Below are 12,575 nucleotides of genomic sequence, written 5' to 3'. Positions count from 1 at the left end.
CGCCCGCGCGCGATCTTCTGCTTCGCCTTGCGATCGAGCGGCGCAAGCGGCGGCGGCTTTTTCGGCTTGGATGCACGAACGGGTACGGTCGGTGCTGGTACCGGGCGCGGCGCGTTGCTCCCGGCTTTTGGCTCACCTGCCTCCGGATAGTCCGCTTTCGTTTGCGGACGCTTGCGGAGCGGTCGCACCGTTCGGGTCACCCCGTCCCACAGCGCGATGTCGTCCGAGGAAAGCCGCCGTCCTTTGCGGCTTCCATCGCCGGTCATGGCGACGGCGTACTCGTGGCTTGAGGCGAGCGCTGGGTGGCCGGCGTAGCGGGCTTCGCATTCGCCGCGCCGATCGGCGTGGGGAACGGATTGCCGCCGCGCGCTGCGGCCGGGCGAGGCTTGACCGCGGAGGCGTCGATCTTGGGACTAGCCTTGTTGTCCGATTTGTTATCCGCCTTGGCTTCGCGCTTGCCGTCGGTCTTGCGCTCGCGCGTGGGCTGGCCAGCGAGTTCGGGCTTCGTGGGGACCGGTGCCGCCGCGGGCTTGACCGGTACCGGTTTGGGCACCGCCGCGACGGCGGGCTGCGGTTTCGCTTTGGGAGCAGGCTTGGGTTCAGACTTGGCCGCGTTGTCGGCCTTGGTATCCGGCTTCGGCTGGACGCGCGCCGTCGCTTGCGGCTTGGCGCGGGGATCGGGACGCGGGGTCGGTGCCGTGGCCGGCACACTTGCGGTCACAATCGGCTCGGGCTTTGCCTCGGCCTTCGCGGCAGCGGGCGGCGGCGTGATGCTGGCGACGACGCTGAGGTCCTTGGGTCGCGGCTGCGGCAGCGGCATGCCGAGCGCCTCATCGTCGGGATCGAGCTCGTTCGGGATCAGCATCACGAACTGCCCGTTATGCTTGAACCGACCGGCAGCGCGCGCAGCTTCTTCGCCCGCGCCGAGATAGATGTCGGCGCGTGCCGGACCGATGATCGCTCCTCCGGTGTCCTGCGCGATCATCAGGCGGCGGAACCAGGTGTCGGGCTTTTCGCTTGCGATCGGCAGATGCGCATTGACGAAGACGGGCATGCCGTAGGTGTGGATGCGCCGATCGACCGCGATCGATCGCGCCGCCGTCAACGAAATGCCTTGCGCGCCGATCGCCTCGTCATGTTCGCCAAGATCGGTCTCACGGAAGAACACAAAGGACTTGTTCATCCGGCGCAGTTCTTTGCCTTCTTCCGGGTTTTTTTCCATGAATTCCCGGATTTTCTGCATCGACATTTCTTCGCGCGGAACGATGCCACGCTGCACGAGGACCGAACCGACGGCGAAATAGGGATGACCGTTCCTGTCGGCGTAATTGAGCCGGATGATCTTGCCGTCTTCCAGGCGTACGCGCACGGAGCCCTGAATTTCGGCGAAGAATGCGTCGATCGGATCCTTGAGCCAGACGATTTCGAGATCGCGCCCGGCAAGCGCGCCTTCCTCGATCTGCGTGCGATCATAGTACGGAGCCGTCGCGCGCTTGACGACACGTTTGCCGGCCTTGCCCTTGCCGCCGGAGCGCCGTAGCCGCTGCGTCACGAGATCGGGCGGCCGCCGGTAGAGTGGCGTCGTGTAGACGTCGCTCGGCCACCGCGCCCCTTCGACCACCGGCTCGTAATAGCCGGTGAAAAATCCCTCGGCCTCACCCGTGGCGGTCAGACGGATCGGACGGAAATTCTGTTCGAAGAAATGCCGCGCACCGGTTTGGTCGAGCGGCATGGCCTCGACGGCGCGCTCGCAAACCTTGGCCAGCGCGCGATAGGCTTCGCCGCGCTCGGCACGCATCTTGGCCGTGCTGCGCAGGATCGGTTTGCAACTCGCGAGGAAGGTCGAGAAGGCCTCGGCGTGATCATCGTCGATCCAGCCTTTCATCTCGTGCCAGGCCATCGCCTCGAAGTCGCTACCCGGAATCTTCAGCGGATGCGCTTTGGTGACCCGCTTCTTGATGACCTTCGCGCGTGCCGATTTCTTCGGCGTCGCAGCCGCACCAGCCTTGGTTCCGGCTTTCGTCTCGGCTTTGGAGATCGACGGGAAAGGATTTGCGAGGAGGGGGACCGCGGCGATGGCCAGAGCGAGCCCAGCCCATTTCAGCCGGCGCGCATTCAAATTCTGCAATGTCCGCCAAGGCACCCCGATCAAACCCACGAGCCCCCGATTAAAATCGATTGCGCTGACGCAACTATTGTCCGGCTTCGGTCGCGACCAGCTTCCAGTTCGGGTCGCGCGCCGTCACATCGCGCGCGAAGGTCCAGACGTCCGTCACCTCGGTCACCTTGTCGGGGCTGCCGTCGATGACGTTGCCAGCCTTGTCGCGCGTCGCCGAAATCAACTGGGACACGAAACGCACGGTCACCTGCGCTGTATTGCCGCGCAACTCGGCACCGATGATGTCGGCGGTATCGAGCGATACAAATTTGTTCTCGACCGTTTCGCCCTTGGCCTCGCGGTCGCGGATGGCGGCTTCGAAGCCGTCATAGACCTCACGCGACAGCAGACCCTTCAGCGATTTGCGGTCCCCGGCCGCAAAAGCGCCCACGATCATCTCGTAGGCTGCCCGGGCGCCGGCAACGAAATGCTTGGCGTCGAAGCTGCGATCCTGGGCGGCGATCGCATCGAGGCCGCTGGCGACGGCACTGCCTTCGGCGGCAATGCCCTTCCAGCGATCCGGCGACGGCTCGATCGGCCGCGCCACGCTTTCGGGGTTACGGGTCGGCAGCGTGACGACCTTGTCGCTGGCCGGCGCACGGGCGTCCCGCGCGGAATAGGGGTCATAGGGCGGCCGCTCGCGACCGGTACGCTGCCCAAGCACGCTGCGCAGGCGAATGAAGATGAAAATCGCCAGCGCCAGAAAGATGATGGTGTAGATGTCGAACACGTCGTGAATGCCTTTGCGGCCCGGATCAGACGGGGCCGCCGCGTCAGCACGAATGCGCTACTGGAGCCGTCCAACGCTATAATCTAGTTACGCGGTCGGTCTTGGCCATAGGTCGCTTCGAACCAAAAACTGAGCTTCGAGCAGATTTTAGACGATCCCGGCCGCAAAGGCCAACACGAGACGGCGATGGGAAACGCGCCGATGCCGGTCGGAAAGCTGATCCTGTTCGGTCTTTTGGGCCTGGTTATGGCCGAGGCCGCGGTTTTCCTGATGGTCGCTTGGATTTTAGGTATATCCGGCGCCCTACTGGCGCTCCTTGCTACCTCCGTCTTGGGGGTCACGGTGCTGGCGCGGATGGGCCGGCGGTTCGTCCGCCGCCTCGCCGACATCGTGGCCCAACGCGATTTCGGCGCTGCCGGCACCCGGTCGAGTGGGCTCCTGACCACCCTCGGTGGCCTCCTCCTTGTGCTGCCCGGCTTCCTCACCGACGGCATTGGATTGCTGCTGTTGATCCCGGCAGTGCAGCAGCGCCTGCGCAACTCCGCGCCGGACCGACGCCCGCGGCCCTCGGGCCGCATCCTCGAACTCGACCGCAGCCAATGGCACGACCTGCCCGGCCGGGTCGAGGACCGCGACCGCCCCTCTCGAGCACCGCCGGTGCGCCGGCGGCGGACGCCCCCTTGAGGATACGCCGACCGCAACCGGTCGATCCGCCGCACTGCCACCAATCCTTGTTCCGTTTCGAGGCGTGTGTTAGCCACTCCGCCCCAAGCGCCGTAACGCGGCACCCCAACCAGGATTGACGATGGCGAACCCGACGAATGGCGGCCAGCACGCAGATCAAGCAGCCATGCCGCAACTCAATGTGCTGGCGCAGTATGTGAAAGATTTCTCCTTCGAGAATCCGAATGCGCCGCGCTCGCTGCAGCCGTCCAACCAGCAGCCGCAGATCAACATCCAGATCAACGTCAATGCCACGCCGCTGCAACAATCCGATTTCGAGATCGACCTGAAGATCGAAGGCAAGGCCGAGATCGGCAGCACCCTCCTGTTCGCCTTCGACCTCGTCTATGGCGGCGTTTTCCGCATCCAGAACGTCCCGCAGGACAGCATCCATCCGGTCCTGATGATCGAGTGCCCGCGGCTGCTCTTTCCGTTCGCCCGCGAAATCATCGCTTCGGCGGTGCGCAATGGCGGCTTCCCCCCGCTCTATATCGATCCGGTGGACTTCGTCGGCCTCTATCGTCAGAAGCTCGCCGAACAGGCTGCCGCTCAGCAACAGCCGAGCTGACGCGTCTTCATTTCCCTGCTTTGCGCGATGGCCGCGAAATTTGCGCGGCTATTGGCCGAATCCGCGCCAGATCAGACCTGCCCCGCATAGCTGCGCCAGATCGCGCTCTCACCCAGCGTCGCGATGAACGCGGCGTGGGCCGCACGCTCTTCCTCCGTGATCCGGGGCGCCAGCGGCGTCGGGCGCACGCGCACGCCATTGGCGGCGCCAATCGCGATCCCACGCGTGCTGCTTGCAACCAGGGTGAGCGAGGTCTGCCGTGCATCGGTCAGCTCGATATAGACTTCGGCCAGCAATTCGGCGTCCAGCAGCGCGCCGTGCTTCGTGCGCTTCGAATTGTCGATCCGGTAGCGCTGGCAAAGATCGTCGAGCTTGTTCGACATGCCCGGATGCTTTCGGCGCGCCAGCATCAGCGTATCGATGATGCGATCGCGCGCGAAAGGTGTGCGGCGAGCCAGGTCAAGCTCGGAATTGATGAAGGCAAGGTCGAAATAGCCGTTATGGGCGACCAGCGGCGCATCGCCGACGAAGTCGAGAAACTCGTCGGCGATTTCGTGAAACACCGCGTGTTGCTTCAAAAATTCCAGCGACAGGCCGTGGACGTTGAAAGCCTCGATCGGCATGTCCCGTTCGGGATTGATGTATTTGTGAAAGGTGCGCCCGGTCGGGAACCGGTTCAGCAGCTCGACGCAGCCGATCTCCACCAGCCGGTGCCCTTGCACCGGGTCGAGGCCGGTCGTTTCGGTATCGAAGACAATTTCCCGCAAGGCTCTGAATCCAGCAGAAGGCGGCGAATCAGGATTTCGGCGCCATTGTAGCGACCTTCTTCAGGATTTCGCGCACCTGTTGGCGCGCGTGCTCGATGCCCTGCCCGCTATCCACGATGTAATCCGCCCGCTGCCGTTTCTCGGCGTCGGGCATCTGTTTTGCGAGCAGGGCGATGAACTTCTCTTCGGTCATGCCCGGACGATCCATCACGCGCTGACGCTGCACATCGTGCGGAGCAGATACCACGACCACCGCATCGACCAGATCCTCCAGGCCGATTTCAAGCAACAGCGGAATATCGAGGACCACGACATTCGCACCGGACGCGCGCGCTTCGGCCAGAAAGCTGTCGCGATCCCGCTCCACCAGCGGATGCACGATCGCCTCCAGCCGCTTCATCGCGTCCGCGTTCCCGACCACGGCCTTCGCAAGCAGCGCGCGGTCGACCCTGCCGTTGACGGTCGTGCCGGGAAAAGCCGTCTCGAGCAGGGGTACCGCTTCGCCTTCATAGAGCGCATGCACCGCGGCATCCGCGTCATGCACCGGCACGCCCTCTTCGGCAAACAACCGCGCGGTGGTCGATTTACCCATGCCGATCGAGCCGGTGAGGCCGAGAATGATCATCTGGTCGCTCTGTCGGGCCGACGATGGAAAACGCCTATTCCTTCAGGAATCCCTGCTGCCGCAGAAACGCGAGCAGCGGCAATAGCGGCATGCCGAGGATGGTGAAGTAATCCCCCTCGACGCGCTCGAACAGGTGCACCCCGAGCTTCTCAAGCTGATAACCGCCAACGCTCTGGGTCACCGAGGGTCCAGCCGCTTCGAGATATTCCTCGAGAAAGCGGTCCGAAAAATTCCGCATCCGCAGCCGCGCCGTATCGACCACCTTGAACAGCACCGAACCATCCTGCACCAGCGTCACCGCGGAGTGCAGCGTGTGGCTCTGCCCGCGCAGCTGCCGCAATTGTTCACGCGCGGCATCGCTATCGGCGGGCTTGTCGAATTTCACCGAGCCCATCGCCAGCGTCTGATCCGCCCCGACCACCAGACGCGACGGCTGCTTGAATGAGACTGCGCTCGCCTTCTCCCATGACAACAGCAGCGCCAGCTCATCCGGATCCCGCTTGCCGCCCATGGCGCGCTCGATCGCCCGCTCGTCGATGCTGGCATGGACGATTTCGATCGGAATTCCCGCGGCGCTGAGCATGGTGCGCCGTGCGAGGCTCTTGGAAGCCAGGATCAGCGGCGCGGGAGCGGACCAGAATTGCATCGTGCCGGTGTTCCGAAAAAGCCGTTAATAGGTCGGCGCGCGACGGCGGTCGCTGAGAAGTTGCAGCACCGCCGCGGCGGTTTCCTCGATCGATCGGCGGGACACATCGATCAGCGGCCAGTTATGGCGTGCGCAGAGCTTGCGCGAGAAATTGATTTCCTCCGCCACTGCCTGCCGATCGATATAGGCCGCGTCGTTGTGGTGCGCGTTCAAGCCCAGAAGCCTGTTCTGCCGGATCTGCACAATGCGCTCCGGGCTGGCGAATAACCCGACCACCAGCGGCTTCGTCAAGGCTTCAAGCTCCGGCGGCACCGGGACCCCGGGCACCAGCGGATAATTTCCGGTCTTGATGCCACGGTTGGCGAGATAGATCGAGGTCGGGGTTTTCGAGGTCCGCGACACCCCGACGAGAACCACATCGGCCTGCTCTAGGTCCTCCACATGCTGGCCGTCGTCGTGCAGCATCGTGTAGTTAAGCGCGTCGATCCGCTTGAAATACTCGGCGTTCAGCGTGTGCTGGGCGCCCACCCGGGGCGTCGTGCTCTCGCCAAGGTAGGATTGGAACACGCGCAGCACCGGGCCGAGAATGGACCGGCAGGGCAGGCTCAGCTCTTCGCATTTCTTTTCCAGCCGGTCGATCAGCTCGGGGTCCAGCAGGGTGTAGAGCACGATCCCCGGCGCTTCCTCGATCTCGTTCAGCACGCGGTCGAGCTGCTTCTGCGTCCTGATCAGCGGATAGACATGCTCGATCGGCGAGATATGCGCGTATTGCGCGGCGGCCGCATGCGCCACCGTGGTCAGGGTCTCGCCGGTGGAGTCGGAGACGAGGTGGAGATGGAAATAGCTCGGATTTCGATGCGGCAAAGGCGGGATCCAGCGCGGTCTATGCACAGGATGGGCTGTGCGATGGTGGGGAGAAGGCCATGCCCAAGCCCAAAGCGCAAGGCTTTGGGGCCGCAGCCGGTCACGACTATCCACGCCACTGCCCGGTTGGACAGATTCCGCAAAATTGCCGATGCTGATGTTGATCGCTGGTACATTGCGTCGATCGTCTTGGATAAGGTCGGCGCATGCCTTTTCGATTCAACGCGATAGACCCTGTTGACGGATGTGAACAAGCTCTGCGGAGAAACGGGGATTTGTGCGCAAGTGACTCGCAGAATTGCCTGAACGACTCGTGAGTCCAGTCAACCGCGTAAAAGAAACTGAAGAGAAGATTCTTAGATTCTTTAAGGAAAGGACGCCGGTGGTGAGTGCCGTTGTGAACAAGCCCCTGCTCAATGTTCTGGACGGCCGACGCGAGCCCGTCCCTCCGGTCTGGATGATGCGCCAAGCGGGACGCTACCTTCCCGAGTATCGCGCAACGCGCGAAAAGGCGGGTTCGTTCCTCAAGCTGTGCTTCAATCCGGAGCTTGCTGCCGAAGTGACGCTGCAGCCGATCCGAAGGTTCAATTTCGACGCTGCGATTTTGTTCTCCGACATCCTGGTGATTCCCTACGCACTCGGTCGCAAGGTCGATTTTGTGGCCGGCGAGGGTCCACAGCTCGAGGCAATCGAGTTGCCGGAAACGGTCCAGAAGATCCGTCGCGAGGTCGACCACGGCTTGCTCGACCCGATTTACGAAACGATCGCGCGGGTGAAGCCGCAATTGCCGGATCGCGTTGCGTTTCTCGGCTTTTGCGGCGCGCCCTGGACTGTGGCGACCTACATGATCGCGGGGCACGGCACGCCGGACCAGGCGCCGGCGCGGCTATTCGCCTACCGGCATCCGGATGCCTTCGACGAACTGATCAATGTGCTGGTGAAGGCCTCGACCACGTATCTGATCCGTCAGCTCCAGGCCGGCGTCGATGCGGTGCAGATTTTCGATACCTGGGCCGGCGTATTGCCGCCGGAGGAATTCGCCCGCTGGTCGATCGCGCCGACGCGCCGCATTGTGCTCGGCGTGCGGGACGTCATTCCCGACGCTAAGATCATCGGCTTTCCGCGCGGCGCTGGCGCATCACTCGAGCGCTATGCCAGCGAAGTGCCGGTCAATGCGGTCGGGATGGACTGGATGATCGACAAGACCTTTGCCCGCGAGCGCGTGCAGACGCTCAAGCCGGTCCAGGGCAATCTCGATCCGCTGGTCCTGATCGCCGGCGGCGCGGCGCTCGACCGTTCGGTGGACGATGTGATGCGCGCATTCTCGGACGGCCCGTTCATCTTTAATCTCGGCCACGGCATCACGCCGGACACCCCGATCGCGCATGTCGAGCAGATGCTCCGCCGGGTGAGGGGCAGCTAATGCGCGCCCCGGAATGACGCATTAGCGGAGACCCCATGCTCTTCCTCTGGCTGAAATCCTTCCACATCATCGCGGTGATCGCCTGGATGGCGGGGATGCTCTATCTGCCGCGGCTCTTCGTCTATCACTGCGACGCCGAGCCGGGCTCGAAGCAGTCCGAGACCTTCAAGGTCATGGAGCGGCGCCTGCTCAAGGCGATCATCAATCCGGCGATGATCGCGACCTGGATTCTCGGCCTGTGGCTCGCCTGGGAGGCCGGATTTTTCAAGTCCGGATGGCTGCACTGGAAATTGTTGCTGGTCCTGGTGCTGTCCGGAATCCATGGCTGGTTCGTGCGCCTGACCCGGGATTTCGCCCATGACCGCAACCGGCACAGCCAAAGATTCTACAGGATTATCAATGAGGTACCGACGGTCCTGATGGTCCTGATCGTACTCCTGGTGGTGCTCAAGCCGTTCTGATGTCAACAGCCGCCGGCCCTGTCACAGAACCGCCACTTGCGAAATTGAAGCGCTGTCCGTATCTTCTGTACATCCCCCCGAACGCAGGCGGATGTCAGACAGCGCCACCGGTGTATCCGTAAAGCGCAAGCATCAGCCGGGGCGTATTGCCCGTCAGCGAACAAGACTTTCGGCACGACCTCCCGGCAAAGACCTGCGAAATCCTCTTTCGGAATTGCCGCCGCTGTTTCGATTTTCGTCTGGCGCCGGTGATCCTCATCCCAAGGACTGCCCCCGATGCGGGAAGTAAAGCTTCAAGACCTCAAAACCAAAACCCCCGTCGAACTTCTCTCCTTCGCCGAAGAGCAGGAGATCGAAAATGCCAGCACCCTGCGCAAGCAGGAGCTGATGTTCGCGATCCTCAAGCAGCTTGCCGCCAAGGAAATCGATATCGTCGGTGAAGGCGTCGTCGAGGTCCTCTCCGACGGCTTCGGTTTCCTGCGATCGCCGGAAGCCAATTACCTGCCCGGCCCGGACGACATCTACGTCTCCCCCTCGCAGATCCGCCGCTTCGGCCTGCGTACCGGCGATACCGTCGAGGGCCATATCCGCTCGCCGAAGGAAGGCGAACGCTATTTCGCGCTGCTCAAGGTCAACACGATCAACTTCGAGGACCCCGACAAGGCGCGCCACAAGATCAACTTCGACAACCTGACGCCGCTTTATCCCGACGAGCGGCTCAAGATGGAGCACGACGATCCGACCAAGAAGGATCTGTCGGCCCGCGTCATCGACATTGTCGCCCCGATCGGCAAGGGCCAGCGCGCCCTGATCGTGTCACCGCCGCGCACGGGCAAGACCGTGCTCTTGCAGAACATCGCGCATTCGATCACGGCGAACCATCCCGAGTGCTACCTGATCGTGCTGCTCATCGACGAGCGGCCGGAGGAAGTCACCGACATGCAGCGCTCGGTGAAGGGTGAGGTGGTGTCGTCCACCTTCGACGAGCCTGCCTCACGTCACGTCGCCGTCGCCGAGATGGTGATCGAGAAGGCCAAGCGCCTGGTCGAACACGGCCGCGATGTCGTGATCCTGCTCGATTCGATCACCCGTCTCGGCCGCGCCTACAACACCGTGGTGCCGTCATCCGGCAAGGTGCTGACCGGCGGTGTCGACGCCAACGCCCTGCAGCGGCCGAAGCGCTTCTTCGGCGCCGCGCGCAATATCGAGGAAGGTGGTTCGCTGACGATCATCGCCACCGCGCTGATCGATACCGGCTCCCGCATGGACGAAGTGATCTTCGAAGAGTTCAAGGGCACCGGTAACTCCGAACTCATCCTCGACCGCAAGGTCGCCGACAAGCGCACCTTCCCGGCGATCGACATCACCCGCTCCGGCACCCGCAAGGAAGAGCTGCTCACGGATCCGCAGCAGCTCAAGAAGATGTATGTGCTCCGCCGTATCCTCAATCCGATGGGCACGATGGACGCCATCGACTTCCTGCTCGACAAGCTCCGCAACACCAAGAACAACGCGGAATTCTTCGAGAGCATGAATACGTGATTGCCGCGTTATCGCGCGACATTGAGAGGCCGGGCTAAAAGCCCGGCCTTTTTCGTTCGGCGCGAGCGGATTGCAGCGCGTTGTTTTCACCAGCGGGCGATCACCGCTCAAAATATAAGCGCGCACTGACTCAAATTCGTGCGCCGCAAGTCGCACTTCACTAACGCTTTCGCAACGCGCGCCGTGCGATGCCCGCTGTCGTCGATGAGGCCGGCATCGATTCGGAAGTGCAAATGACTCAGAGATCCAACAGGCCCGCATTCTGGCTCGCGGTCCCAGCCTTCGTTGCGGCGATCGCGGCGGTCGGCTTTTACAGCATGTTCGGCTGGCTGGCCGGCGTTGGCGGCGCCGCCATCGGTGCATTGTGCGTCGGATGGTTCGCGGAGAACCGCCTGTCTCATCTCGTCGCCGGGCTGGTGCGGATTGCGCGTGGCGATCGCTTTGCGGGTCTGCCGGATGCTGTCGGCGACGGCAGCGTACAGCGTTTCGGCGAAGCCGCCGAAGCGATGCGCCAGGCGCTGAGCCGGGCCGAGGATCTTGCGATCGATCGCGACCGCCGGGTCACCGAATCGCGGCTGCGCCAGGCCGGGCGGCTGTTCATCACGCGGCGCTTTCAGGCCGCGATCGGCGACGTGATGGAGGCGCTGACCGGTGCCGGCGAACGCATCCGGATCACCGCGGCGGATCTCGCGGTTCGTAATCGGCAGATGTCAGACCGGGTGTCGAACGCCGCCCAATCGGCGGAAGCCGCCGCGATCGACGCGGCCAAGGTTGCGGGGGCGGCGCGCGAGGTACGCGACATCGTGCTGCGCTCCGGCGAGCATGTGCAGGCCGCGCGCGACGCCACGGCCCGCACGGCGGCGGAGCTCCGTCACGCCGACAAGACGGTCCACAGCCTGTTCGATGCCGCGCAGCAGATCGATGTGGTGATCAAGCTCATCCAGTCGATCGCCGGTCAAACCTCGCTGCTGGCGTTGAACGCCACCATTGAGGCAGCGCGGGCCGGCGAATCCGGGCGCGGCTTTGCGGTGGTCGCAAGCGAGGTGAAGGAACTCGCCAATCAGACCGCGAACGCCACCAAGGAAATCCGCGCGCAGATCGCCAGCATTCAGAACGCGGTGAAGCAGACCGCGGACGCGATCGGCGCGGTGGCTTCGAGCGTAGAAGCAACGAGCGCGGTGAACCGCGACCTCAACGCCATTCTCGAGCAGCAACTGGCCGGGCTCGACCATATCGGCGACGAGGCCAATCGTGTCGCGGTGACGGTGTCGGAGGCCTTGCCCGATATTCAGCGCGCGATCACGGAAGTGTCACAGGCGGGCGAATCCGTGATGGGGACGGCGGACGATCTCGCCGCGCGCTCGCAGGCGCTGATCGAATCGATCGGCGGCTATTTCAAGGAGCTGGATCACGGCGCCATCCGCATCGGCATCCTGCATTCATTGTCGGGCACGCTGACCGCGGCGGAGCGGCCGCTGCAGCGCTTGCTGGTGATGCTGATCGAGCAGATCAACGAGGAAGGCGGACTGTTGCACCGGCCGGTCGAGGCGGTGATCGCCGATCCCGCCTCCGAACCGAAGCGTTATGCCGAGCACGCCGAGCGGATGCTGGCGGAGCAGGACATCGCCGTGATGTTCGGCTGCTGGAGCTCGGCCTCGCGCAAGCAGGTGATCCCGGTTCTGGAGCGGTACGGCGCGCTGTTGTTCTATCCAAGCCAGTATGAGGGCGAGGAACAGTCGCCGCATGTGTTCTATACCGGCGCGACGCCGCGCCAGCAGGCGTTGCCGGCCGTGGATTTCCTGCTCGACCGGGGCCGGCGCCGCTTCATCCTTGTCGGTACCGACTACGTCTATCCGCGCACGACGAATGCGATCCTGAAGAACTATCTCGCCTCGCGCGGCGTGCTGGCTGATGACGTGATCGAAATGTATGTGCCGCTCGGCGAACGCTTTTGGCGTGAACCCGTGGCGCAGATCGCGAAGTTCGGTGCGCGCGGCAACACCGCCATTGTCTCGACGATCTCCGGCGATTCCAATGTGCATTTCTTCCGCGAATATGCGCAGCAGGG

General features: G+C 63.5%; 12 protein-coding genes and 1 pseudogene. 6 read left to right on the top strand and 7 right to left on the bottom strand.

Annotated features, from left to right (window positions below):
* The 3 genes and pseudogenes from VN004_RS21420 to VN004_RS21410 form a co-directional block, all read right to left on the bottom strand.
* A pseudogene (locus VN004_RS21420) lies at nt 1–266 on the bottom strand (DNA mismatch repair protein MutS); the annotation flags it as partial.
* Nucleotides 263–2,158, bottom strand: a complete 1,896-nt coding sequence (locus tag VN004_RS21415; protein WP_325614205.1) for an MltA domain-containing protein — start codon at nt 2,156–2,158, stop codon at nt 263–265. The gene VN004_RS21415 and the pseudogene VN004_RS21420, both read right to left, overlap by 4 nt.
* Before the next feature lie 34 nt (nt 2,159–2,192).
* Complete coding sequence (locus VN004_RS21410; protein WP_325614204.1) at nt 2,193–2,888, bottom strand: Tim44/TimA family putative adaptor protein; 696 nt, start codon at nt 2,886–2,888, stop codon at nt 2,193–2,195.
* A 201-nt stretch (nt 2,889–3,089) separates the two neighbouring features.
* Between VN004_RS21410 and VN004_RS21405 the strand changes: the two genes are divergently transcribed.
* Entirely contained in the window at nt 3,090–3,572 is a 483-nt protein-coding gene (locus VN004_RS21405) for an FxsA family protein (protein ID WP_325614203.1), read from the top strand.
* A gap of 121 nt (nt 3,573–3,693) precedes the next feature.
* Nucleotides 3,694–4,179 (top strand): protein-export chaperone SecB, encoded by a 486-nt coding sequence (secB, locus tag VN004_RS21400; protein ID WP_325614202.1) that lies wholly within the window; start codon nt 3,694–3,696, stop codon nt 4,177–4,179.
* A 71-nt stretch (nt 4,180–4,250) separates the two neighbouring features.
* Here secB and dnaQ read toward each other — a convergent pair whose 3' ends face one another.
* Genes dnaQ through VN004_RS21380 form a run of 4 tightly spaced genes read right to left on the bottom strand, consistent with a single transcriptional unit; the run spans nt 4,251 to nt 7,081 of the window.
* A complete protein-coding gene (gene dnaQ / locus VN004_RS21395) occupies nt 4,251–4,946 on the bottom strand; it encodes a DNA polymerase III subunit epsilon (protein WP_325614201.1) in 696 nt (231 codons plus the stop codon).
* A gap of 28 nt (nt 4,947–4,974) precedes the next feature.
* Nucleotides 4,975–5,571 carry a dephospho-CoA kinase gene (gene coaE, locus VN004_RS21390; protein WP_325614200.1) on the bottom strand — a complete coding sequence of 199 codons (597 nt, stop codon included), beginning with the start codon at nt 5,569–5,571 and terminating at the stop codon, nt 4,975–4,977.
* A 34-nt stretch (nt 5,572–5,605) separates the two neighbouring features.
* Entirely contained in the window at nt 5,606–6,217 is a 612-nt protein-coding gene (locus tag VN004_RS21385) for a Maf family protein (RefSeq protein WP_325614199.1), read from the bottom strand.
* Between the two features lie 24 nt (nt 6,218–6,241).
* Complete coding sequence (locus VN004_RS21380; RefSeq protein ID WP_325614198.1) at nt 6,242–7,081, bottom strand: pyruvate, water dikinase regulatory protein; 840 nt, start codon at nt 7,079–7,081, stop codon at nt 6,242–6,244.
* Nucleotides 7,082–7,466: 385 nt separating this feature from the next.
* Here VN004_RS21380 and hemE point away from each other — a divergent pair, with 385 nt between their 5' ends.
* The 4 genes from hemE to VN004_RS21360 all read left to right on the top strand — a co-directional run.
* Complete coding sequence (hemE, locus tag VN004_RS21375; RefSeq protein WP_325614197.1) at nt 7,467–8,504, top strand: uroporphyrinogen decarboxylase; 1,038 nt, start codon at nt 7,467–7,469, stop codon at nt 8,502–8,504.
* Nucleotides 8,505–8,539: 35 nt separating this feature from the next.
* Nucleotides 8,540–8,965: a protoporphyrinogen oxidase HemJ gene (gene hemJ / locus VN004_RS21370; protein ID WP_325614196.1), complete on the top strand. Its 426-nt coding sequence runs from the start codon at nt 8,540–8,542 to the stop codon at nt 8,963–8,965.
* A 276-nt stretch (nt 8,966–9,241) separates the two neighbouring features.
* Complete coding sequence (gene rho, locus VN004_RS21365) at nt 9,242–10,507, top strand: transcription termination factor Rho (RefSeq protein ID WP_325614195.1); 1,266 nt, start codon at nt 9,242–9,244, stop codon at nt 10,505–10,507.
* 233 nt (nt 10,508–10,740) lie between these two features.
* Nucleotides 10,741–12,575 (top strand): transporter substrate-binding protein (locus VN004_RS21360; protein ID WP_325614194.1); only part of this gene is annotated, 1,835 nt, incomplete at its 3' end.

The organism is Pseudorhodoplanes sp. (assembly GCF_035565855.1).
Taxonomy (GTDB): domain Bacteria; phylum Pseudomonadota; class Alphaproteobacteria; order Rhizobiales; family Xanthobacteraceae; genus Pseudorhodoplanes.
The sequence above is the reverse complement of the archived record's forward strand: the minus strand, read 5'-3'. Positions and strand labels throughout refer to the sequence as shown.